At 67.0% G+C, this 22,051-nt stretch carries 22 protein-coding genes and 1 pseudogene; 7 read left to right on the top strand and 16 right to left on the bottom strand.

Annotated features, from left to right (window positions below; genetic code table 11):
- Positions 1-16 precede the first annotated feature (16 nt).
- Positions 17-910 (bottom strand): dihydrodipicolinate synthase family protein, encoded by an 894-nt coding sequence (locus O6P37_RS15205; RefSeq protein WP_269894873.1) that lies wholly within the window; start codon positions 908-910, stop codon positions 17-19.
- A gap of 135 nt (positions 911-1,045) precedes the next feature.
- Between O6P37_RS15205 and O6P37_RS15200 the strand changes: the two genes are divergently transcribed.
- Positions 1,046-1,399, top strand: a complete 354-nt coding sequence (locus tag O6P37_RS15200) for a nuclear transport factor 2 family protein (protein ID WP_269894872.1) — start codon at positions 1,046-1,048, stop codon at positions 1,397-1,399.
- A gap of 34 nt (positions 1,400-1,433) precedes the next feature.
- On the opposite strand, the gene O6P37_RS15195 is transcribed toward O6P37_RS15200, so the two are convergent.
- The 3 genes from O6P37_RS15195 to O6P37_RS15185 form a co-directional block, all read right to left on the bottom strand.
- Positions 1,434-1,979, bottom strand: a complete 546-nt coding sequence (locus O6P37_RS15195; protein ID WP_269894871.1) for a hypothetical protein — start codon at positions 1,977-1,979, stop codon at positions 1,434-1,436.
- 192 nt (positions 1,980-2,171) lie between these two features.
- Entirely contained in the window at positions 2,172-2,918 is a 747-nt protein-coding gene (locus O6P37_RS15190) for an SDR family NAD(P)-dependent oxidoreductase (RefSeq protein WP_269894870.1), read from the bottom strand.
- A gap of 63 nt (positions 2,919-2,981) precedes the next feature.
- Entirely contained in the window at positions 2,982-4,370 is a 1,389-nt protein-coding gene (locus O6P37_RS15185) for an FAD-dependent oxidoreductase (protein ID WP_269894869.1), read from the bottom strand.
- Positions 4,371-4,478: 108 nt separating this feature from the next.
- Between O6P37_RS15185 and O6P37_RS28550 the strand changes: the two genes are divergently transcribed.
- Complete coding sequence (locus tag O6P37_RS28550; RefSeq protein WP_408633177.1) at positions 4,479-4,886, top strand: maleylpyruvate isomerase N-terminal domain-containing protein; 408 nt, start codon at positions 4,479-4,481, stop codon at positions 4,884-4,886.
- Complete coding sequence (locus O6P37_RS28545) at positions 4,820-5,005, top strand: hypothetical protein (RefSeq protein WP_269894868.1); 186 nt, start codon at positions 4,820-4,822, stop codon at positions 5,003-5,005. Before O6P37_RS28550 ends, O6P37_RS28545 begins: the two co-directional genes overlap by 67 nt.
- 11 nt (positions 5,006-5,016) lie before the next feature.
- Here O6P37_RS28545 and O6P37_RS15175 read toward each other — a convergent pair whose 3' ends face one another.
- Entirely contained in the window at positions 5,017-5,298 is a 282-nt protein-coding gene (locus O6P37_RS15175) for a DUF4873 domain-containing protein (protein WP_264012617.1), read from the bottom strand.
- Positions 5,295-6,200, bottom strand: a complete 906-nt coding sequence (locus O6P37_RS15170) for an AurF N-oxygenase family protein (RefSeq protein WP_269894867.1) — start codon at positions 6,198-6,200, stop codon at positions 5,295-5,297. Before O6P37_RS15170 ends, O6P37_RS15175 begins: the two co-directional genes overlap by 4 nt.
- Before the next feature lie 179 nt (positions 6,201-6,379).
- Between O6P37_RS15170 and O6P37_RS15165 the strand changes: the two genes are divergently transcribed.
- Together O6P37_RS15165 and eat are read left to right on the top strand one after the other, a co-directional pair.
- Complete coding sequence (locus tag O6P37_RS15165; RefSeq protein WP_269894866.1) at positions 6,380-7,633, top strand: PucR family transcriptional regulator; 1,254 nt, start codon at positions 6,380-6,382, stop codon at positions 7,631-7,633.
- A complete protein-coding gene (gene eat / locus O6P37_RS15160) occupies positions 7,617-9,017 on the top strand; it encodes an ethanolamine permease (protein ID WP_269894865.1) in 1,401 nt (466 codons plus the stop codon). Before O6P37_RS15165 ends, eat begins: the two co-directional genes overlap by 17 nt.
- A 63-nt stretch (positions 9,018-9,080) precedes the next feature.
- On the opposite strand, the gene O6P37_RS15155 is transcribed toward eat, so the two are convergent.
- The 3 genes from O6P37_RS15155 to O6P37_RS15145 form a co-directional block, all read right to left on the bottom strand.
- On the bottom strand, positions 9,081-9,551 hold the full coding sequence (locus O6P37_RS15155; protein ID WP_269894864.1) for a VOC family protein: 471 nt from the start codon (positions 9,549-9,551) through the stop codon (positions 9,081-9,083).
- Between the two features lie 67 nt (positions 9,552-9,618).
- On the bottom strand, positions 9,619-10,176 hold the full coding sequence (locus tag O6P37_RS15150; protein ID WP_269894863.1) for a thiaminase II/PqqC family protein: 558 nt from the start codon (positions 10,174-10,176) through the stop codon (positions 9,619-9,621).
- A gap of 34 nt (positions 10,177-10,210) precedes the next feature.
- Positions 10,211-11,005 (bottom strand): TetR/AcrR family transcriptional regulator, encoded by a 795-nt coding sequence (locus tag O6P37_RS15145; RefSeq protein ID WP_269894862.1) that lies wholly within the window; start codon positions 11,003-11,005, stop codon positions 10,211-10,213.
- A 147-nt stretch (positions 11,006-11,152) separates the two neighbouring features.
- Between O6P37_RS15145 and O6P37_RS15140 the strand changes: the two genes are divergently transcribed.
- On the top strand, positions 11,153-12,250 hold the full coding sequence (locus O6P37_RS15140) for a ferredoxin reductase (RefSeq protein ID WP_269894861.1): 1,098 nt from the start codon (positions 11,153-11,155) through the stop codon (positions 12,248-12,250).
- Positions 12,251-12,267: 17 nt separating this feature from the next.
- The gene (locus tag O6P37_RS15135) at positions 12,268-13,662 is read left to right on the top strand and encodes a fatty acid desaturase family protein (RefSeq protein ID WP_269894860.1); all 1,395 of its coding nucleotides are present in this window, start codon (positions 12,268-12,270) and stop codon (positions 13,660-13,662) included.
- A 32-nt stretch (positions 13,663-13,694) separates the two neighbouring features.
- Here O6P37_RS15135 and O6P37_RS15130 read toward each other — a convergent pair whose 3' ends face one another.
- The 7 genes and pseudogenes from O6P37_RS15130 to O6P37_RS15100 all read right to left on the bottom strand — a co-directional run.
- Positions 13,695-14,063: a hypothetical protein gene (locus tag O6P37_RS15130; RefSeq protein ID WP_269894859.1), complete on the bottom strand. Its 369-nt coding sequence runs from the start codon at positions 14,061-14,063 to the stop codon at positions 13,695-13,697.
- 36 nt (positions 14,064-14,099) lie between these two features.
- Complete coding sequence (locus O6P37_RS15125) at positions 14,100-14,861, bottom strand: hypothetical protein (protein WP_269894858.1); 762 nt, start codon at positions 14,859-14,861, stop codon at positions 14,100-14,102.
- Positions 14,858-17,155 (bottom strand): TPR repeat region-containing protein, encoded by a 2,298-nt coding sequence (locus tag O6P37_RS15120; RefSeq protein WP_269894857.1) that lies wholly within the window; start codon positions 17,153-17,155, stop codon positions 14,858-14,860. The genes O6P37_RS15125 and O6P37_RS15120 overlap by 4 nt, the downstream gene beginning before the upstream one ends.
- A 1-nt stretch (position 17,156) precedes the next feature.
- Entirely contained in the window at positions 17,157-17,474 is a 318-nt protein-coding gene (locus tag O6P37_RS15115) for a hypothetical protein (protein ID WP_269894856.1), read from the bottom strand.
- A gap of 97 nt (positions 17,475-17,571) precedes the next feature.
- Positions 17,572-18,618, bottom strand: a complete 1,047-nt coding sequence (locus tag O6P37_RS15110) for a MinD/ParA family ATP-binding protein (RefSeq protein WP_408633176.1) — start codon at positions 18,616-18,618, stop codon at positions 17,572-17,574.
- The gene (gene eccA, locus O6P37_RS15105) at positions 18,615-20,438 is read right to left on the bottom strand and encodes a type VII secretion AAA-ATPase EccA (protein ID WP_269894855.1); all 1,824 of its coding nucleotides are present in this window, start codon (positions 20,436-20,438) and stop codon (positions 18,615-18,617) included. The genes O6P37_RS15110 and eccA overlap by 4 nt, the downstream gene beginning before the upstream one ends.
- 22 nt (positions 20,439-20,460) lie before the next feature.
- Positions 20,461-21,516 (bottom strand): annotated as a pseudogene (locus O6P37_RS15100) (nucleotide-binding protein); the annotation flags it as partial.
- Positions 21,517-22,051 lie beyond the last annotated feature (535 nt).

The raw sequence follows: 22,051 nt of genomic DNA, 5'->3' as shown, positions 1-22,051 counted from the left end.
GACCTGCCGTCGTCCTTCACATCGTCAGACCGAGTTTCGTGCACACCTCGACGACGTCAGCCCGGTCGGCCGCTGCCAGACCGCGAATGGGCAGCGGGAGGCTGTGGGGTGGAGCCAGGCCGAGGTGCTCCGCGACAGCGGCGGTGACTCGGAGACTGCCGTGCTTGGCGAAGAGATTCCACAGGGGCGCAAGACGTTCGGAGTGGCTGGAGGCGCCTACACGGTCGCCGGCCTGCGCTGCGCGCGTGATGTCCAGTGCCAGGCGGGGCAGCGTGCCGCCGACGGCCGAGTACCAGGAGTCGCAGCCCGCGTTGAGCCCGGTGGCCCCGAACGCATCGCCCGACACTCCGAGTGCTGTTCCGGCCGGCAACAGGTCGCGCAATCGCGCAACACGGATGGCCGCTCGCGCCGGGTCAGTGGGGACTCCGGGGATCTTGAGCGATGCGACGTGGGGGAGGGCGGCGATCGCCCGGTAGAGGTCGTCGGTGAAGGTGAAGTGCGTGGTGCCTGGATTGTCGTAGACGACCAGCGGCACGGTGAGCGCGCGCGTCACGTCTTCGTACAATCCGTACACGTCGTCCGCGGTGAGGGCCTGGTAGGAGAGCGGGGCGAGCAACACGCCCGAGGCTCCTGCCTCTTGTGCGTCCTCGACGAGCTCGAGAACGTGCTCGGTACGGAGCGCGCCCACTCCGATGATCACCGGAACGTCGGCGGCGTGCTCGACAGCGAGGCGGGCGACACGTGCGCGTTCCCCGCGAGTCAGATACGCATAGGAGCCTGTTGACCCCAGTGCGGAGATCGAATCGACCCGCGCAGTGGCGAGGCGGGCGACCAGCTTCGTGAATGCCGCTTCGTCAACCGCACCGTCACGCAGGGGAGTCAGCGGGAAGGCGCTGAGGCCAGTGAACACAGTGGTTTCCTCACCGGAGCAGAGTCAGGCCTGCGGCTGTTGGCCCGTGGGCGGTTCTCGATGCGCGAAACGCGCACGGGACAATGGTCCCATCACTGTGCGGCGCTGACCCGCTGATGGCTGGAGGTTGTGCCGATGTCCACACCGGATCCGCAAGCGTTCGCCGAAGAGTGGGTGCTTGCGTGGAATGCGCACGACGTCGAGGCGGTGCTGGCGCACTTCCACGACGATGTGCTGTTCACCTCTCCGATCGCCGCGCGAGTGGTGCCGGGAAGCGGCGGAGTGGTCCGCGGAAAGCAGGCCTTGCGCGAATACTGGACAACGGCGCTGGCCGGCATGGCGGACCTGCACTTCGAGATCCTCGGCGTGTATCGCGGCGAATCGCTCCTGGTGATCAACTACCGCAACCAGCGCGGTGGACTCGTCAACGAAGTCCTCGTCTTCGACGGCGCGTTGGTGCGTGAGGGGCACGGCACCTACCTCGTCTGAGCTCTTCAGGGACGGACGGGCGGGAGCAGTGGCTCTAATCGACGTCGACCAGAGACTTGTGCCGGCAGCGGATGAACCCGAGGACGATTGCCAGCTTCGCCTCCAAGGCCGGCGTGGAGAATGCAGACAACGGCTCGAGCGACACACAGGTGCTGATCAGCGATGCGACCACCGGCATCGTGCTCTGCAACACCTCGGTGCTCGGTGATTTCATGGCGGCGGCGGGGAGGCTGTGCACCCGGTCACCGGCCGCGCCGAACACACGCCGGAGCGCAAGTGCAGTTTCCTCGAGCGCCTCGATCAACGAATCGGCAGAATTGGCACCCGAAAGAACATCGAACGGCTGGAGGGAACGAACAACCCCCGGCTGACCGGACACATTGAGCTCATATGTCTCGTCAAGCTGAATGCAACCCACGGCACCGATGTTATTGATGACCCGGGTGAGCACTTCTGGGCAGAATGTCGCTAGAAGCGCTATACGGGTGCGCATCGCGATTTCACGTCGAAGAATCAGATCGCGACTGAGGTCGAGCACGTATTCAGTGACACGCCAGTACTCTTCGCGTTCAGTGTCCATCCGCGCGCGCTGCTCCTGACCTAGCGGAATTCATCGTCTCGACTGCCTTGACCGAGCCTACCGAATTGCGTGCGCTATATGCACACGGGCCCATTTTGATCGCAATCTACATGCCGCAACCCGGTGACCACTTTCTGGGCTTAGACAATTCAAATAGGGAGCAGCAAACGCTGTCACCGGAAGTATGCGGTGTCACGAAGCGCTGCGGCCTCCGTCCGCCGGGAGAATGGCCCCGTGGACGAAGCGCGCCTCATCGCTGGCGAGAAACGCTATCGCCGAGGCTATTTCGTGGGGAGCCGCTGCTCGTCGCGCCGGGGCGTGACTCATCATCTGCGCCAGCCCATCCTCGCCGAACTGGGCGACGGCGTTATCGGTCAGGGTGGGGCCGGGAGCGACGGCATTGACGCGAACACCTCTGGGTCCGTACTCGGCGGCCCAACACTTGGTCAGGTGGTTCAGCGCGGCCTTACTGGACGCATAGACCGCGGATCCCGCGGTGCCGAACGAAGCAACCATGGTCGACACATTGACGATCACACCGTCTCCGCGGGCGGCCATCGCCGGAGCGAGCGCGCCAACCAGGTAGAAGGGTGCCTTGACGTTGACGGCGTAGCAGTAGTCGAAGTCTGTCTCAGCGATCTTCTCGGTGCGACCGAATGTTCCGACGGCGGCGTTGTTGATCAAGATGTCCACGCGCCCGGCGATTTCGGACGCGGCGGCGGCAAGTGCCCGGCAGCCCTGCGCATCGACCAGCGCTGCACTGAGGAAGTCGGCGCTGCCCCCCGCCGCGCGGATGGTCTCAACGACTCGGTTTCCACGCTGCTGGTCACGGCCTGAGACCAAGACGTGCGCTCCATGGCGGGCCAACAGCGTCGCGGTGACCTCGCCGATTCCGCTTGTCGCGCCGGTGATCAAAGCGACTTTCCCTCCGAAATTCATGATCAGGAGCCTAGGGCAGTACAGATTCCTGGCCGCATCGACCGCATCGGCAGCGCGCCCGCGTCACCATTCCTTCGATCGCTTCGGCGCGCCTCTTCGACGCCGCAAGCGGATCCATGGTCGCCGGGTGTGGTGGGCCGCCACCCGCGCGAGTAGCGCCGGCTCGAGGAGACGCTGTGGTGGGTCGATCATGTTCCCCACGCGGTAGAGCCGCTCGGTCACGACGATGTCGTCCGCCGATTCGAGAATCATTCGCTGACTCCAGTCGATGACCCGCCGCTGCACCCTGTGTCTCGAACTGCGCGCCGGAGTCCTGCCAGCGGGTTGATTCGCAGCCCACACCGGCGCGATGACAGAGGCGAGTGAGCGGTGGAAGCGTTCGGGCCCGACAGACGTGCCGCCGCGCAGCTCGGCGCGCAACGCAGCGGCGTGCAAGGCCGCCATCGTGATGCCCTGGCCGAAGACCGGATCCAGACAGCACAGCGCGTCGCCGACCACGAGCAGGCCGTCGGGATGGTGGGCCTGCTGCTCGTAGCGGTGCCAGATGCCGCCGGGATAGTGGTAGACCGCCACATCGGTCAGCGGGCGTGCGCGCTTCAGTGCCGGCAGGATGTGCGGCGGTACGAATTGCGCAGCGAGGGCGAGCATGTCGGCGAATGACGACGGCGCCGCGACCCCGTCGTGAGTGCGTCCGGCGGCAGTCAGCGTCCAGGTGTCGTTCTCGCCGGCGACGAGTCCGCCGCGGCCGGTGCTGCCCTGCGGAAGGACCAGGATCAGCCGTTCGGGGAACGTGTCCTGGTCCGGGATGGTGATCTGCTGGCTGTAGTACACGCCGCGGACGGTGAAGGACCGGTGTGGCGGACGGGTGTAGCCGAGATTCTCGAGCAGTCGGGGTGTGCGGGACGCGCGCCCGGTGGCGTCGACGACGAGATCGGCCCTCAGGGTGCTGCCGACGCCGCTCTGGCGGTCGCGGACGCTGACGCCGGTGATCCGATGGGGTTGTGCCGCTACGAAATCGCAGACATCATGTCCATCCCTGACGGTCACGTTGGGTAGCGCGGCGACCCGTCGACGCAATTGGAATTCGACCATGGGGCGGGTCGCCAGGTACAGAGCCAGCGCGGCAGGATCCGATATCGGATCGGTGCGGTTGAAGGTGTACGGGCCGTTCTGCATGTGCACCCGGGTGCCGAAGCTTTCGTCGTCGAGCATCACCGCGCCGGCGGCGGCGAGGTCCGCGCGGAAGCCCGGCAGCAGATCCTCGATGACCTGCCACCCCTTGGCCAGCACGCTGTGCAGGTGCGGTCCCTGAGGTATGCCACGCCGACCGATAGGGCTGTCGGGCAACCGGTCTCGCTCCACAACAGCGACCTCGTCGAATTCGCCGGCCATCACGGCAGCACTGAGCAATCCGGCGATTCCTCCGCCGAGGACTACAGCTTGGTCAGTCACGTCGCTCTCCGCCTCCGCGGTTCACCCGCTCAGCGACGTTAACACAACTCTAAGAAAAGTAAGACAACTCTAAGGTACGCTGAGAGAACGCTAAGTGCGTTGAAGGGGATGGCGATGGTGAGTCGAGACGCAGAAGGCATCACGATCGGCGACGATGTGGACGCTGAGCGCGCCATGCTGGCTGACTCGCTGGAGTCCGTTGCCCCCGATGCCGAAACCGCGTGCGGCGCTTGGACTGCGTTCGACCTCGCGGCGCACGTCGTCGCGGCAGATCGCGTGGCAGGAGCGCTCGCTTTCGGGGTGCGAGCGCTGGCTGCGCGAGGAGTTCATTTGCATCCCAAGCCGCAGTTTGTGGAGGGGATCATCCGGCGGGAGCGTCGGTTCACCTCGCCAGAGCAATTCCGCCGTTGGTCCGGTATCACGCCAAGCGACTGCCCACCGCCAGGATCATGTTGCGTACCAACGAGGATCATGAGTGGTCATTCGGGGCTGCCGATCAGCCCATCGCCGTCCTGACGGGGTCGGCGGCCGATGTGGTCGGCTGGCTCGCCGGCCGTCGCCCGATGTCCGTGCTCGACGTCGAAGCTGATGGGAACGTCGCCGACGAGCTGCGTGCGTTCGTCGGCAAGATCTGAACCTGCAACAGTCACGGCCAGAACGGCGGACGGCCCGTGCCGCTGATCATGAGGTCCCCGGCGGCGGTGTGCTCGACCAGTCGTGCGGTGGCGTCACGATCGCCGACGCACAGCACGACCGCTCCACCGGCCTTGATCTGGGCTGGTGCGTCGAGCACGGTGCCCTGCCAGTGGTAATGGCCGTCGAACGGGTTGAGATGTCCGGTGGCACGGATGCGGACGGGATGGCGCTTCTCGCCGACCACGAGACTGGCCGGCCCGTCGTAGACGCCGTCGTCGGATCCGATGGTCACAGGAAGTGGCACCTCGTCCACATGCGGCGGGCGATCGGACCCATCAGGCCGACCTCGTCGAGGAAGGCGGCCAGCGGCTCGAACCCGGCTCGCAGCGTCGCGTGGAATTGTGGGTTGGCGCGAGCTTGGCGTTGCGCCTCGCCCCCGTCGAGGCCGATCCGGTCGTAGAGGGCGCGGCGGGTGAAATGGCCGAAGTAGAGCGAGGCGCCGAGGCCGTGCAGATTCGAGATGGCCAGGCGCGTCGCGCGTGACAGCTCGCCGACGTCGCGGCGGATGCCGTCGCGTGCGAACTGAATGTGGCGGGCTTCCTCGGTGACGTGAATGCGCATCACGCGTTGGACCAGCGGCTGGATTTCGTCGGCGTCGTCGAGGATCTGGCGTTGCACCGCATCGAAGAGCTCCTCACCGACCAGGGCGCCGATCCACAGCATCGGTCCGCGGAAGATCAGCGCCATCGTGTTGACCCTGCGTGCGCCGCCCTTGGTCGGCCAGAACGGCTCGACGCCCACCCGTTCGATGGCCTTCCCGAACATCAACATGTGGCGCGCCTCGTCGCCCAACTCCGTGAGCTCGTAGAAGGTGCTGTGCGACGTGGGGGAGGAGTGCATCATCGCGCGCAGCAGGGACTGGTTGAGCATGTTCTCGAACCAGATACCCATGGAGATGTAGTTGACGAACTCCTGCCGGGACAGGTCGATGCGTTGCCGATCGCTCATGCGCTCCCACAGCGGGGCGCCGTACAAGCTCAACATCTGCGGGGGCAGGAAGTACTTGTCGTCGGGAAGCGGAGCGTCCCAATTGATGTCGACGATCGGCTCGTATGACTTCTTGGCCGAACCCTTGAGCAGGCGAAGGGCGAAGTCCTCCCGGCCGGGCGCGGTGAACGAAGCAGATGCAGTCATGAAGTCCTCTTTCGACGACGGAGGCGTGTCCGCAAGGCCGACGCGCATGCCGCGCGACCTGATGACACCATCATGGCGACTTCTTCGGACAGTTTCTCGCCTCGTACGGGCCAAGATTCCGCACGAACCTGACCTCTCCGGACAGTCGGATGCCGGCGCGCGGCCTATCATCACGGACTATGTCGAAAGGGCCGCCCGCCGCGGCGAGACTTCCCCAGCTGCCACCACAGACGCTGGAGGCGATGCGCGCGGGGCTGCCGGCGCTGACCGACAGGATGGTCGAGGCGGTGATCGCCGAGGTGCCCGCATTCGCGCTGGCCGCGCAGGAGTCGTGGCGGCCGGTGATCTACGCATCGGCTGATCAACTGCTGACCGCGCTGATCGAGCAGCTGCGCGGTGCGGCCGATCCCCGGAGCTCTGCGACGTCGATGCAGGAAGTGCTCGACACCGCTTACGGTTTCGGCCGACGGGAAGCGCGCCAGGGCCGGCCCACCGAAGTGCAGCTGGCGGCCTATCGGATCGGGGTCCGTGAGATCTGGCGCGAGTGGTCGGCGTTGGCCGTCGGGCACGGCGTGGGAAGCGACGAGGTGAGCGTCTTCGCCGAGACGTCGTTCGCCTACCTCGATCGGATCTCGGCAGCGGGCGTCGCGGGCCACGCGGACGAAGTCGCCCGACTGGGGCTGGTGCGGGAGAGACACCGTGAGCGGCTGGTGCGGGCTCTGCTGCGGGATGGGTCGGCCGACGAACTGCGCCGGGCCGCGGAAGAGGCGTCCTGGACGCCGTCGCAGACGCTGACCGCGGTGGCACTTCCCAACCGGCACCACGAGAGTGGCGGGCTCATCACGGCCGACTCGCGCACCCTCGAGGTGCCCGACGACGCGGTCGAGTTGCCGCACGGGATGCGGATGTTCCTGGTCTCCGCCGTCGGCGGGAAGGCGCGGGCATCGTTCCTCGAATCGATCGGCGCGACAGGCGCGGTCGTAGGGCCCGCCCGCCCGTGGATGCAGGCGCACTCTTCGGTTCGCCGCGTCATGCGTGCAGCAGAGTTCCAGCCTGCGCAATCAACGGCCGTACTCGACACCGACCAGATCCTCGTGGAGCTGGTGGTCAGTGCCGATGCCGAGGCATTGGCCGACCTGCGGGCACGCGCGCTGGCGCCCCTGCACGGACTGCCCGCTGTGACCGCCGCCCGGCTCGCGGCCACGCTGCGCTCATGGCTGTTGCATCACGGCCGCCGTGACGACATCGCCGCCGACCTCCACGTGTCGCCCTCCACCGTGCGATATCGGCTCCGCCAGCTCCGCGACGCCTACGGTGAGCGGCTGCAGGATCCGCGATCCATTGCGGAACTCACGGTCGCCCTCGCAGACTCCAAGTTAACCGACGCCGACGGCGATCGCGATCTAGCATCAGCGGGTGGAGACCACATCTGAGTCCAACGAGTACCTCGCCAAGCGCACCCTCAAGCAAGGCACCGCGGGATGGCTACTCCTCGCCGGTCTCGGCGTCGGGTATGTGATCTCGGGCGATTACTCGGGATGGAATTTCGGGCTCGCCGAGGGAGGGTTCGGCGGATTGCTGATCGCCGGCGTCCTGATCGCGGGCATGTACCTGGCCATGGTGCTGGGGATGGCGGAGATGTCCTCCGCGCTGCCTGCCGCGGGCGGCGGCTACACATTCGCCCGTCGGGCACTCGGCCCGTGGGGTGGATTCGCAACCGGCACAGCCATTCTGATCGAGTATGCGATTGCACCCGCGGCGATCGCCACCTTCATCGGGGCCTACGTCGAGTCCCTCGGCCTCTTCGGCATCACCGACGGCTGGTGGGTGTACCTGGCCGTGTACCTGCTGTTCATCGGCATCCACCTCAGCGGCGTCGGCGAGGCGCTCAAGGTCATGTTCGTCATCACGGCCATCGCCCTCGCCGGTCTGCTCATCTTCGCCATCGCGGCGATCGGCAGCTTCGACACCGCGAACCTCACCGACATCGCGCCCACCGATGCGGCCGGCGCCTCGTCGTTCCTCCCCTTCGGTTACCTCGGGATATGGGCGGCAGTCCCCTTCGCGATCTGGTTCTTCCTCGCCATCGAAGGCGTGCCGCTCGCCGCCGAGGAGGCCAAGGACCCGGCCCGCAACGTGCCCCGCGGCATCATCGCCGCGATGGCCGTCCTGGTGGTCACCGGAGCCACGGTGCTGGTGCTCGCCGCCGGTGCCGGTGGCGCCGAGGTGATCAGCGCATCCGGCAATCCCCTGGTGGAGGCGCTGGGAGACTCGACGATGGCCAAGGTGGTCAACTACATCGGCCTGGCCGGACTGATCGCCAGCTTCTTCTCGATCATCTACGCCTACTCCCGTCAGCTGTTCGCCCTGTCGCGCGCCGGCTACCTGCCGAAGCGCCTGTCGCTGACCAATTCCCGTAAGGCGCCGACGCTGGCGCTGATCGTGCCCGGCATCATCGGCTTCGTCCTGTCACTGACCGGCCAGGGCGCGATGCTGCTCAACATGGCGGTGTTCGGCGCCGCCCTGTCCTACGTGCTGATGATGATCAGCCACATCGTGCTCAGGGTGCGCGAACCGGACATGCCGCGGCCCTACCGCACGCCGGGCGGCATCGTCACCACGGGCTTCGCGCTGGTGATCGCGGCGCTGTCGGTGGTGGCCACCTTCCTGGTGGACAGCACGGCGGCCACCTGGTGCCTGGTCGTCTTCGCCGCGCTCATGGCGTATTTCGGGCTCTACAGCCGCCACCACCTCGTGGCGAACTCGCCCGACGAGGAGTTCGCGGCGCTGGCTGACGCGGAGAAGGAGATCAGGTAGGGGTGATTGCGCCGGCGTGTCCGGCCCACCGGTGCCGCCCAAGAGCCGTTGAGGCGTGCGGCCTCAAGCGCCGCGCCACATCTGAACGGTGCTGGTAAGACCCCCGGGCAGTTCGATCAACTCGATGGGCGTGCCGTCAGGATCGTGAACGAATAGCATCCGCACGCCGCCGATGTCGGTGGGTGGGGTGTAGCGCACCCCCACGTGCCGGCCCAGTGCCTCATGCGCCGCATCGAGATCCCTCACCCGGAACGACATGTTGGTGTAGCCGAGATGCGGGCCGTCCACGACGGCCGGTACGTCGCCGAGCGACAGGAGTTCGATCATGGTGGCACCGATCAGGCCGCCGACCATGCGTCCTGCGGCGCCTGCGGTACCGGTGACCTCCTCTAGTCCCGCACCGGCCAATTCGACGTCGAAGACGACATCCATGCCGAGCACACCGGTGTAGAACGCCAGCGAGGCGTCCAGGTCCGACACCCCGACACAGAGGTGGGAGAAGTTCTCGATCGGCAGCGGGTCCGGCGCGGTCACCACCTCACTCTCTCGCGGTACGCGCTCCCCGTGTGGTGTTTCGCAGACCACCCCGAGTCCTCGGACTTCAGGCGAGGGCCATGTCCCAGAACTCGATTTCGTGCGCGAGCACCTCGTCGACCAACGATGCGTACTCCACCGGGTCGGCGACATCGCGGAGCGCCTCGACGTAGGCCACGAAGTCGGAATCTGTCCAGTGGTCGACGAATTCCTTGAAGGGCGACGCAGGTGATGATGCGGAAGTCCATGCCATCAGGTACACCCGCTCGATGACCCACAGCGCCGTCAACGCTGCGTCGGTAGGCGAATCCTCTAGTCGCGTCAGTAGTTCGCCGTAGGCGACAGTCGCCGGCAGTGCCGGCTGGTCGAGGTCGATGCCCCGCTGCGACGCCTTGTCCTCGAACCAGTCGAGTTCGGCGACAAGCGCGGCACAGCCTGCGGCGAGTACGCCTTGCGCCGGCCGTGGCGCCCGTGCAAGCAGGCGCGCCTGAAAGCTCAGCAGGTCGGCGACGAAGAGTGCATCTTGAGCGAGCCAGCTGTCGAATGCCGAGTCCGTGATCGTGCCGTCACGAACCGCATGGAGGAACGGATGCCGCGTCGCGGCAGCCCACAAGACATCGGCCATGGTCGACCAGGCTAGTCAGCCGGGCCGGGTTGCATCACCTGGCAGCCGTCCCATCGATTGCGACTGCGCGCACGAATGCGTCCGCGAAGAAGTCGCACGTCGCCTCCAGTTCAGGCAGGGCGACCTGTGGGAAGTTGACCAGTCCGGGCCGCATGATGGCGTGCACGGACATCGGGCTGATCAGCTGTTGGATGAGCAGGGAGCGCGGCAGATCCCGGATGCGGCCGGCGGCGACTTCGCCGTCCAGCCACCTTTCGAGGACCGCGATGAGGCGCAGGGCGCCGTGCTCGATCAGTGCGCCCGCGCCGGCGCCCGCCGGACGGGCCAGCGTCTCACCGAGCACCGCGGCCAGCACTCGCGGCTCTCGCAGGTACAGATCGGCGAGGGTTCGGTGAATGGCGCGGACCATCTGCGTCAGGTTGGTGTTCGGCGATCCGATGACGTCTTCCATGTTCAGCGCCGGGATATAGCGGTCATAGACCGCACGTAACAGACCTTCGCGGCCGCCGAACGCCGCATACAGGCTGTGCACCGAACACCCCGCATCCTCGGCGATCGCCTCGAGGGTGGCGGACGACACGCCGCCGGCGCCGATGAGTGCGGCCGCCGATTCGACTGCGCGCACCTTCACCGGCGGGCGCCCGCCGGGGTCGACCCCGATGTCGCGTACCGCATCATCGAGGGGGCGACGTGAGCCCCCGAGCTGGCGCAACAGTGTGCTGCGCGACACCCCGAGGGCATGCGCGATCACCACGATCGGCACATCGGCGACGTCGCGGCCGAGGCGTTCCGCGGAACGCAGCGTGGCCCGGATGACATCTGCGGGCACTGGACCCGACCGATTCGTTTCCCGATCTGACACAGATAGTCAACCTCCCCGTATTAGTGTTTCAGATCACATCGGAGCGGTAACACAGGGTGCTGAGTCGGCCGCTGGGTCGATTCTCACCGAGTCGGACACGAGAAGCGGGGGAACATGGCGGAACGCGGTGCTGAACCTCCCGTCCCGCGGGGCCGTCGGCTGTTCCTTCGCGCGGTTCGTTACCTGTTCAATCCGCTGCGCCCGGACGACTACCTCGAGATGGTGAATCCGCTCTGGACCACCAAAGAGTTGCGCGGCAAGGTCGAGCGCGTCGAGCAGCAGGGGTCGGAAGCGGTCAGCGTGCTGATCCGTCCGGGATACGAGTGGCCAGGTCACAAGCCCGGCCAGTACGTCCGGCTGGGACTGGTCATCGATGGTCGGTACCACTGGCGCGCGTACTCGCTCACCTCTGACCCGGAGCCGGAGGACGGCTTGATCAGCGTCACGCCCAAAAAGGTCGACGAGGGCGTGGTGTCGCCATACCTGGTGGAGAAGATCCAGCCGGGCGAACTGGTGCGGCTCGGTGAGGTGGAAGGCGTCTTCACGCTGCCCGAACCGGTGCCCGCCAAGATGCTCTTCATCAGCGCAGGCAGCGGCATCACACCGATCATCAGCATGCTGCGCAACCTCGACCATCGGGGCGAGATCGGAGACGTGGTGGTGCTCCACTCGGCCCGCACCCGCGACCAGGTCATGTTCCTGGAGGACCTGGAAGGCCTCGACCAACGCCACGACGGCTTGCGGTTGGACCTGCGGCTCACGGCTGATCGCGGCCGCATGTCGGCCGACGACCTCGACGAGATCTGCCCGGACTGGCGCGAACGCGACGCGTTCTGCTCAGGCCCGAGCGAACTCCTCGACGCGATGATCGAACACTGGGAGCAGAACGGCGACCCGGACCGGCTCCGCTTCGAGCGATTCCAGCCGAAGATCGACGCCGACGCCGCCGAAGGCGACGGCGGGCAGGTCACGTTCCTCAACAGCGACACGACCGCCGAGTGCGACGGTGGCACACCCATCCTGGAGGCCGGCGAGCAGGCCGGCCTGGAACTGGCGTTCGGTTGCCGAATCGGCATCTGCCACACCTGCGTTGGCACCCTGAAATCGGGGAAGGTCCGCGATCTGCGCTCCGGCGAGGTCACCGAGCCGGTCGACCAGGACGTGAGGATCTGCATCCACGCCGCAGAGGGTGACGTGGAGTTCGCACTGTGACCGTGAAGGAGTCAACCGTGACCGCAACCGTCGAGAGCCCACTCACCCGCCTCAGCGAGCAGGACCTGGAGAAGCTCGCCAAAGAACTGGACGCGATCCACGACGAGATCTTCGCCGAACTCGGTGACCGCGACCGGCACTACATCAAGACGGTGATCTCGGTGCAGCGCCAGATCGTCGTCGCGGGTCGCGTGCTGCTGCTCGGGTCGCGCTCACGAACGGCGTGGGTACTCGGCACCGCCTGCCTCGGGATGGCCAAGATCCTGGAGAACATGGAGCTCGGCCACAACATCCTGCACGGCCAATGGGATTGGATGAACGATCCCGACATCCATTCCTCGGTCTGGGACTGGGACACCGCATCCTCGGCGCAGGCGTGGAAGCACTCGCACAACTACATCCATCACACCTATACCAATATTCGGGGCAAGGACAAGGATCTCGGCTACGAGATCATGCGGATCGACCCCAACCAGGTGTGGCGCCCCGCCAACCTCGGCCAGCCCTTCTACAACCTGCTGCTCACCCTTCTGTTCGAATGGGGCGTCGCGATGCACGACACCGACGTGGAAGCGCTGTGGCGAGGCGAGAAGACGATGGCCGACCTCAAGGAGGACTTCAAGAGTATCGCCGGCAAGGCGCGCCTGCAGATCATCAAGGACTACATCGGCTGGCCCGCAGTGAGCGCCGGCGCATTCGCGTTGGCCAAGCTGGCGCTGGGTGACCGGATCGACCAGCCCACCCACTCCCGTCTCGGACGTCGGCTCCGCCAGATCTCCAGCAAGGGCCGGATGGGCGCCGCCGCGGCGACGGCCGACCGGCTGCTGCCCGGCGTCGAGAGCACCTTCCTGCGAACCCTGGCGGCAGACGCGCTGGCCAACCTCATCCGCAACGTGTGGGCTCACGCCATCATCTTCTGCGGCCATTTCCCGGACCAGACCTACACTTTCAGCGAAGAGGAAGTGGAGAACGAGACCCGCGGCGGGTGGTACGTCCGCCAACTGATCGGCGCGGCGAACATCGAGGGCAGCCCGCTGTTCCATGTCATCAGCGGCAACTTGGGCTACCAGGTGGAACACCACCTGTACCCGGACATGCCGAGCAGCCGGTACTCCGAGATCGCGCCGAAGATCAAGGACATCTGCGAGCGCTACGAATTGCCCTACAACTCAGGACGATTCGGCAAGCAGTGGTTCACGGTGCACCGCACCATCTTCCGGCTCGCGTTCCCCGGCGGGAAGCCGAGGCCGAAGCCCGGCCCATACCGCAGCGGCGAGCGACGGGCCGGGCCGCAGGGTCCGAGCGAAGCCAGTCGGTTCCGCGAGCGGGTACCTGCCGAGCATCCCGACGCCGGACCCGAACACAAGTCGAGTGGCGTTGCGGTGGAACCACCGCCGCGCGGCAAGGACTGACATTCCTCCCGCGCTGAAGGCTCGGCGCAATGTCAGGACCCGCTGACCGGTCCCGCCAGAGCGGCGAACTGGAAGGCCGCGATGATGAGCGCCGCGTGGACGACGCAGCCCAGCGCGGGAACGGCGACCGTCCTGCGCCGCTTGGCCAGAAACACCGTCGTCACGACGACGTCGACGAGTAGGACCGCCACGTTGCCGTAGATCGCGAGGAACATCGCGACGCCGATCCACTTCTCGTCGCCGCACTCGACATACGCGCACGAATCAATGCTCATCGCGATGCCGAAGCTGAGCACGAACAACAGCAGCGCCAACAGGACATGCAGCACCAGCAGCGCCACCGTTCCGGCGACGTCTCCCGGCTTCCGCCGCCGCGGGTCGGCGTCGATGGGATTCGACATGCGCCCGAGTATTCCGTGTGATGAGCACGCGAGCCGTCACAGGGCGTCGTTCGACCAACCGGGATAGCTCGGGGCCGTCGGCGCCGCATCGGCGACATAGGGCTCGCTGCCGGGCATCAGAGCAGGCCACGAATCCGGACCGACACCGGGCGTCAGCCGGCCGCGGCACGGGTTGGCCCCGTCGTGATGCGGCCGGCGCCACTCGGCGGTGCGCCACGTCCCGAACATCACCGCCCGGGGGTGCGCATCACGGCCACGCTGGCCCGCCGGAGGCGCAACCGGACCGGTCCGGGCCACGACGAGTGTCCAGTAGTAGCTGCCTTGCCGGTCGAAGCGGTACCGGCCATCGGGGCGCACAGTCTGCGGATCGAGATTCTCGACGCCGAGTTGCCGCTCGTAGGAGCACACGCCGACCGTCGAACGGTGTGCGTCGCGGGCGACGTCGACCACCTCGAAGCGGCTGATCCCGAACAACGAATCATCGGGACCGAGACCGTAGTAGCCCTCGGCGTACTTCGCCGCCGGCTCGGCGAGACTCCGCCAGAAACCCGGATACGCCGCATCGCGGTCACCGTTCACGGCGGCGAGGCTCAGTGACTCGACACTCGCGCGCACATAGGTGCCCTCGGCCGACATCAGGTCGAGGCCCGCGGGGTCGCTCCAGACGATGGAGAAGTGTGTCCGGCCCCGCAGGTCGGGGGGCGCGGTCGGCGAGTCCTTCTGCTGCGGGGATTGACAACCCGACACCACGACGGCGGCGGCCGCGATCGTCGCCGCCGTCCGCGTGAAAGCCCTCACCTACCCGACGGCGTCACGATCTGACCGGGATGCATGCCGTTGTCGAACTGCTGCTGCCACTGCCCGACATCGAGGCCGTACCGTTCGTCGAGTTGCTCGACGAGTGCCTGGTCGTTCAACCCGTCCACGACCAGGCGCACGTTGCCCTGGGGGTCGGTCTCCCGCAGCTCGGTGAAGGCCGGGTCGTTGACGATCGACGGGTCGCGGCTCACCAGGCCGTCCACCACCGACTGCAGCCCCTCGTCGGTGTTCATCAGCCCCCGCGACTCGCGACTGGGCACACCGTTCTGAGGATCGACCACCGCGGCCTGATCGACGATGCCCTGCACCTCGAGCTTGGCGCCGGGACTGAATATGTCGACGAGATACTTGCCGGCCTTGGCCCCGGGGATGTTGTCGAACACCGTGGTGGCCACCGACTTCGCGGTGTCCCATTGAGCACTTGCCACCGCGGCGTCCCACTGCGCGTTGTAGATGTCGTTCTTGTCCAGCGACGCCTGCGCGTTGGCGGTGCCGGTCAGCAGCGCGTCGTGCATCCTGCCGGCGACCTGGGCGTGCGTGGCGGGAGCCTCGCCACTGCCGTACTGCACCGCGAGCATCCGTTCCTGCGCATAGGTGTTCGTGGCTGCGGTGACGCCCGCCGTCGGGTCGGTGGCCAGTACCGAGTACATGTTGGCCAGCTTGTCGGTGTTCTCGAAGTGGCCGACATCGGGAATCGTCTCACCTCCGGCGAAGGTGCTGTAGTACGGCGACAGGTCCTCGGCGAGATTCTGCATCAGCACCGGGTTGAGCTCGCCGGCCGAGATCTTGTCCTCGTACCCGGGCAGCCGCATCAGGTTGTCCTTGTTCTCCGACATGTAGTCGGCGACCGCCTCGGCGATGTCGCCGTGCTGGCGGGCCTTGAGCGCGTCGGCGGGATCGCCCGGGGCGGCGACCGCGTCATCGGCCGTCGTCTGGGTCAGCGCCGACACGGTCCGGCCGTCGTCCTGCCACTCGTGCTGGAAGATGTTGCCGATCAGCCTCTTACCGTCGTTCGGGTCGGTGAGGGCCGCGGACACGGCGAACTTGTCGTCGGCCACCGCCTGGAACATCGGCTCGGTGATCTGCACTTCCTTGGGATCGGCGCCGCGGTCGTCGACCGAGAACATCATCTGGTCGCCGCCGGCCTCGGCGCGCACCTGGGCGTCCAGGTACTTGCCTGCGACGTCGAGCACCTTGCCGTCGAGGTCCGAGCCCGCGCGCATGTCGGCGGAGCTCATGCCGGCGATGCGGGCGATCGCCTGATTGGTGCCGACGCCGTTGACGTTGATGGTGTCGTACACGATGGCAGGGGCCATGCCGCCCCGGGCGATGAACGTGCCGTTCTCCACCAGGTCGCTGCGGTTCATCGAGTCCTGGATCTTCTGAGGCAGCAGCCCGAACCCGCCGTTGGTGGGCACATCGGAATTGCCCTCGACCGTCGCGGTCACCCGCTGATTGGACACTAGCTGGAAGGTGTTGGCGAGGCCGGTCCTGGCCTCCGGCGGCAGGGTGTTGAGGATGGTCTCGATCTGCTCGGGCGACATGCCGTCGAGCGAGTTCTGCAGCGCGTTCAGGTATTCCATCTGCGAGGCCGAGATCTCGACCGGCTGACCGGACCGCAACGCCTCCATCTGCTCCGGGGTCAGCGAGCCCGCCTCGATCAGCCGCTGTACCTGGTCGGGTGTGAGTGACCCGTTGCCGTCGGCGAGGTCGGTGAGTGCCTGACCGTCGCCCGTGCCCTGTTGGCCGCTCAGTGACGCCGGGTTGGTGAACTTGGCGATCAGCGTGCCTGCCAGGCCGTTGATGGTGGCGGCGCCGTTGTCGTCGGCCGTGACGAGGTTGTTGACCTCGACGGTCAGTTCGCCGGCCAGGCGCTGCCGCAATGCGGCCCGCTCACCGGTGTCCTGCACCGGTCGGATGTCGGTGAGCGACCAGTTCTCACCGACCGAGAAGCCGAGTGCTTCGATGGCCGACACCTTGTTCAGCACGTTGGTGCGCTTGGTCCCAATGTCGGTGCAGATCCCGCGGGCGGTCTCGGCCGCCGACTGCAGCTCGTCGACCAGTTTGACCGCAACCCGTCGGTCGCCGTCGGCGCGGGACTGTGCAGCCTCGGCCGCCTTGCCCTCCCAGTAGCCGCTGGTGGTGTTCGCCACGCGGGATACGTAGGAGTCGAACTTCTGCTCGATGTTGGTGCCCAGCTTGTCCCAGCCGCTCGCGATGTTGGCGATCACGTTGGGATCCATGTTCTGCACCTGCGACTTGGTGAACCCCATGTCACTCGCCCCAGGTTCCGGTCGCCTTGCTGAACGTGCTCGCCACGTCGAGGATCTTGCTGTCGTCGGCGTTCTTGAACTTGTCCGCGACGTTGATCATGACGTCGCCGGTCTCGCTGAGGCGTTCGGAGCACGACGGGATCAGGGTGGTGTTCAGTACGTCGTACTGGATGTGCGACATGGCGCCAAAGGTCTTCAACGCCGCCGAGTCGGTTCCTGTCATCATCGGCCCGAACTTCAGCGCGGTGACCTCTGCGCCCAGGCCCTGCAGATATCCACCCACACTGCGCAACTGATCCAAATCGGCTTGCAACGTCACAGCTGACCCCCTTTGAGCGAATGATTCCGCTGCAGCTCCGTCGCACGCAGCGTGCCGGTGAACACCGTAATTCCCGATTCAGTTGTGGTGCAATAGATCACTGCTGGCCTCGTCCGTGGTGTGCGATGTGAGGCCGGTGCTCGGTGTGTGCGAAGCCGTCCGCGATCGACGCGGCAAGACCGAGGAACGCGTCCTGGGTCCTGCGGCTCATCAGGCCCAACACCACTTCGGCGCCTTCGGCGAGGTGGTCGTCGTACGGGATGAAATGAACTGCACGTGAACGATTTCGGAAATGTTGTATGAGCTGGCCGATGTCCACCGACGTGGCACCGGGCCGCGAGGAACTGACCACCACGGTGGCGTATCGCACCAGGTGCTCGTAGCCGTGATAGGTCAGCCAGTCCAGCGTCGCCGTCGCGCTCAGCGCACCGTCCATGGCAGGCGAGGTGACGAGCACGATCGCATTCGCTTCGTCGAGCACACCCTTCATCGCCGAGTGCATCAGGCCGGTGCCGCAGTCGGTCAGGATGATGTTGTAGAACCGCTGCAGCAGACCGATCACCTGGCGGTAGTCCTGTTCCGAAAACGTCTCGGAGACCGCGGGATCGCGCTCCGAGGCGACGATCTCCAGCCGGCTCTCGCTCTGCGAGGTGTGCGCCCGGATGTCGGAGTAGCGCCGGATCGACAAATCGGCGAGCAGGTCACGCACGGTGGACCGGGTCTGGTCGGGTCCGCGCTGGGCGAGCGTGCCGAAGTCGGGGTTGGCGTCCACGGCAATCACCCGGTCCCCTCGCGCGGCGGCGAGCGTGGCGCCGAGCCCCACCGTGGTCGTGGTCTTGCCGACCCCGCCCTTCAGCGAGAGCACTGCGATGCGGTAGTCACCGCGCACCGGGTAGTTGATCCGGCGGATCAACGCCCGCCGCTGGCGATCATCGGCGGAGTCGCCCGGGTTCACGGCGCCGCCTGTCGCCGAGTAGACGGCGCGACGCCAGCCCGCTGCCGGCTTGCGCTGCGCCGGGGTGATCAGTCCCGGTATCACCGGCTGCTGCGGCGGCGCGGGCTGTGATCCGTAGCCGTACGGCGGCGGAGGCGGTGGAGGCGGTTTAGCGGGGGGCGGCTGGAAGTTCGGATCGGGCGGCATCATCCGGCGGCCCGGTGCATCTCGAGCACGTTGCGCAGCCCGGCTTGGACGTCGGTCACCTCGATGCGTCGCAGCATCTCCTCGGTGAGCGCCTCGAGGTCCACGTCGGGGTCCTCGCCGAGCCGGAACGCGCGCTCCTCCTCCGCCGACTCGACGACGTTGCGTACGAACCGGCCGTTCCCCGCGATGTCGATGTTGCTCCGGCGTGCTCCGGTCATGTCGACGGACTCCGTCTCACACAGCCCTGCGCAGGCTGCCACCAGTTCCTGGTAGGCGGCCTCGGTGAAGTCGGAATCCCTGCGCTTGGCGATCACCCGGGCGATGTCGCCCAGCTCGGTCGGCCCGTAGGACCTGAATCGGATCCGCCGCGAGAAGCGGGATGACAGCCCCTCGTTGGCCGCCAGGAACCGGTCGATCTCGTTGTCGTAGCCGGCGATGATGACCACCAGACGGTCCCGGTCGTCCTCCATCCGGGCCAGCAGCGTGTCGACGGCCTCGCGGCCGAACGCGTCACCGCCGGACAGACCCGACTGGATCAAGGTGTACGCCTCATCGATGAACAGCACACCGTCCAGGGCCCGGTCGATGAGTTCGGAGGTCTTGATGGCGGTGCTGCCCAGATGCTGGCCGACGAAGTCGGCGCGCGTCGCTTCAACCACGGTCGGCGTCTTCAGCAGGCCAAGCCCGCAGTAGATCTTGGCGATGACGCGCGCGATGGTGGTCTTGCCCGTACCGGGAGGGCCGGTGAAGGCCAGGTGCAGACTGCGCGGCGACGCGCTGAGCCCCTTGTCCTCACGCACCTTCTCGAGTTTGGCCGTCGAACGCAGCTTGGCCACCTGCTTCTTCACGTCGGCAAGGCCGACCTGCCGGTCGAGTTCCTCCTGCGCGTCCCGCAGGAAGTCGACGTTGCGCTCGTCGCGCTCCTCCCTCTCGATCTCCGAGCGAGGCCGCGCCGACGCCGGATCCCACCTGTCCGTGCGCGAGTCGATGGTCTCCTTGTCGGTGATGACGAGCCGATACTTCGGGTCGCGCAATGCCAGCGCATTCGCCGAGAACTCCGGGTCCTCGCTGTAGAGCCGCTCGAACAGCGCCCGCGCGTCGTCCTCCCTGCCCATTTCGCGCAGCGTCAGGCCGCGGCAGAAGTCGGCGGCCTGCCGCGCGCCCGGGATCGGCCCCTCGGCGGCACGCTCGAGCCTGCGGATCGCCTCGCCGAACAGCCCGATCTGGGCGCAGGCGGTTCCCACCATCAGGTTCGCGCCGGCGCCGATGTAGGGGTCGGCGAACTCCGGCGAGGTGGCCAGCGCGGTCAGCACATCGGGCCAGCGCTGTGTGACGAAATTCAGGACGCCGCGCATGTAGGCGCAGATCTCGGCGGACTGCGCGTCACCGCCCGCCATCCGTGTCCGGATCCGGTCGAGTTCGTCGAGCGTCTTCTCCGCTTCTCCGAAATCCTTCCCGTCGATCAGACTGCTGGCGTAGGCCAGCCATATCTCGGTGAACGAGCTGAGGTCGTAGTCGAGGTAGAGGTGCGTCTGGAAACGGCCGCTCAGCGCGCGGGGCGAAAGGCCGAGTCGGCGCTGCTCACGGAACAGCGTCGTGGTGCTGGTGCGCCAGAGGTGGTAGATGGTCTGTGGGCCGTTGTCACCGGCCGCAATCCGGCCGAGCCAGGCATCGCACATGTCCGGGTCGTACTCCGTGGCCCGCTGAAATGCGAGACGGGCGTATTCGACGTCGCGTTCGGCTTCGACACCGTTGATCGGGATGCCCAGCGACAGCACGCCCGCGTCGAACACCCGGCGCGCGTCTCGTGTGCGTTCGCTCATGTGCGTCCCCGTCTGTCGTTGATCAGGTGGTGGGCCGCAGGCGCGCGAACTTCTCCGCGATCGCGCCCGCGACGTCGATGTAGGCCTCGAACGTCGACGGTTTGAGGAGCTCGATGTCGACCTCCCCGCCCTCGGCGAGGTGCGAGTCGAACGGGATCAGGTGAACCGACCGGCATCGCGCGCCGAAGTGTTCGTAGAGCTTTTCCATGCGCACCGCCGCCGCACCGGGTCCGGACGCGCTGAGCACCACGTGCGCCTCACGGACCAGCCCGCTGTAGCCGTGGTTGGACAGCCACTCCAGCGTTGCCGAAGCGCTGCGTGCGGCGTCCAGTGCCGGCGAGCTCACCAGCACGATGGCATGTGCCAGATCGAGCACGCCCGCCATCGCCGAGTGCATGATGCCCGTTCCACAGTCGGTGAGGATGACGTTGTAGTAGTTCTGCAGGATGTCTATCGTCCTGCGGTAGTCGCGCTCGCCGAACGCCTCGGAAACGGCGGGGTCCAGCGGGCTTCCGAGCACCTCCAGCCTGCTCGCGGCCATCCGCGTGTGATAGCGGACGTCGGAGTAACGGTTGATGCCGCGGTCGGCGAGCAGATCCGACACCGTCGCCTGTGACGGGTCCGCGACCCGCTGCGCCAGTGTCCCGCGGTCGGGGTTGGCGTCGACGGCGATCACGCGGTCGGTGCGGATGGTGGCGAACGCGGAACCGAGGCCGAGTGTGGTCGTGGTCTTGCCGACGCCGCCCTTGATGGAGAGCACGGCGATCCGGAAATCGCCCCGGATCGGCTGGCGGATTCGGGCCAGCAGGTCCTCGCGCTGACGATCCTTGAGTGAGTCGCCCGGGTTGACCTTCCCCCCGGTGGCCCGGTACACCGCGCGGCGCCAACCGGACTGGGGGGCGAAGCGGCTCCGGTTGGCGATCGCTGCCTCGTCGAGTGGCGCCGGTGCGCGGTACGGCTCGAAGACGGGCCGCTGTGACGGTGCGGACTCGTTGAGGACGTCACCGTGGAAGCCGTGGCCCGGTGGACCGGGGCGGTCCGGCCACGGCGGGGATGCCGCAGGCGGAGGGCCCGGCGGGTCGACGCCGTCTGTGCCGGCCGAAGTGGAGGGCGGCTCGTCGACCCCGCCGTCCTGGTGGTGCGCACCGAGCATCCGGAGCAGCGCCTGCGCGCGGAGCTCGACGGGGTCGTCGTCGAGGTACGGCTCCACTGCGTGAAGCGCCGGTGAATTCTGCTCGCGGCTAACGTCTTCCCGGTGTAGGTGATCCGGCGCGCCGGTTACGAAATGACTCCGCACGGGTGGTGGCGCGCTCCACCCCTCACCCCAAGTGGCGAGCGGATCCGGCGGCTGCGTGGGTTCCGGTGGCGCGTGATGGGCAAATCCGTTGGTCCCGTTCTCCGTGCCCAGGCGGTGCCGTCCCGGCAAAATACCTGCGGTGTCGGTTGATTCATTGTCGCCACCGTTGTCCGGTGTGGAGGTGGAGCCGTTGCGTGGGGGAGCGGAGAGGTCCTCTGACCCTCCCAGGTCGCGAGGTCCACTCAGCCACGGCGGCTGTGCCGGAGCCCCTCGGTGGTCCACCACGTCCCGGGTCCTTCCCCTGCTCGACAATCGA

The organism is Mycobacterium hippophais, from assembly GCF_027529605.1.
In the GTDB taxonomy this organism is placed as follows: domain Bacteria; phylum Actinomycetota; class Actinomycetes; order Mycobacteriales; family Mycobacteriaceae; genus Mycobacterium; species Mycobacterium arseniciresistens.
This window is presented reverse-complemented; position numbering and strand designations above follow the sequence as displayed.

Excerpts from the sequence above, each read along its gene's own strand:
- O6P37_RS15200 (WP_269894872.1), top strand. The coding sequence starts at position 1,046 with ATGTCCACACCGGATCCGCAAGCGTTCGCCGAAGAGTGGGTGCTTGCG.
- O6P37_RS15195 (WP_269894871.1), bottom strand. The coding sequence starts at position 1,979 with ATGGACACTGAACGCGAAGAGTACTGGCGTGTCACTGAATACGTGCTC.
- O6P37_RS15190 (WP_269894870.1), bottom strand. The coding sequence starts at position 2,918 with ATGAATTTCGGAGGGAAAGTCGCTTTGATCACCGGCGCGACAAGCGGA.
- O6P37_RS15165 (WP_269894866.1), top strand. The coding sequence starts at position 6,380 with ATGTCGAAAGGGCCGCCCGCCGCGGCGAGACTTCCCCAGCTGCCACCA.
- O6P37_RS15170 (WP_269894867.1), bottom strand. The coding sequence starts at position 6,200 with ATGACTGCATCTGCTTCGTTCACCGCGCCCGGCCGGGAGGACTTCGCC.
- O6P37_RS15140 (WP_269894861.1), top strand. The coding sequence starts at position 11,153 with ATGGCGGAACGCGGTGCTGAACCTCCCGTCCCGCGGGGCCGTCGGCTG.
- eccA (WP_269894855.1), bottom strand. The coding sequence starts at position 20,438 with ATGAGCGAACGCACACGAGACGCGCGCCGGGTGTTCGACGCGGGCGTG.
- O6P37_RS15120 (WP_269894857.1), bottom strand. The coding sequence starts at position 17,155 with ATGGGGTTCACCAAGTCGCAGGTGCAGAACATGGATCCCAACGTGATC.
- O6P37_RS15130 (WP_269894859.1), bottom strand. The coding sequence starts at position 14,063 with ATGTCGAATCCCATCGACGCCGACCCGCGGCGGCGGAAGCCGGGAGAC.
- O6P37_RS15150 (WP_269894863.1), bottom strand. The coding sequence starts at position 10,176 with ATGGCCGATGTCTTGTGGGCTGCCGCGACGCGGCATCCGTTCCTCCAT.
- O6P37_RS15110 (WP_408633176.1), bottom strand. The coding sequence starts at position 18,618 with ATGATGCCGCCCGATCCGAACTTCCAGCCGCCCCCCGCTAAACCGCCT.
- O6P37_RS28545 (WP_269894868.1), top strand. The coding sequence starts at position 4,820 with ATGTTGCGTACCAACGAGGATCATGAGTGGTCATTCGGGGCTGCCGAT.
- O6P37_RS28550 (WP_408633177.1), top strand. The coding sequence starts at position 4,479 with ATGGCGATGGTGAGTCGAGACGCAGAAGGCATCACGATCGGCGACGAT.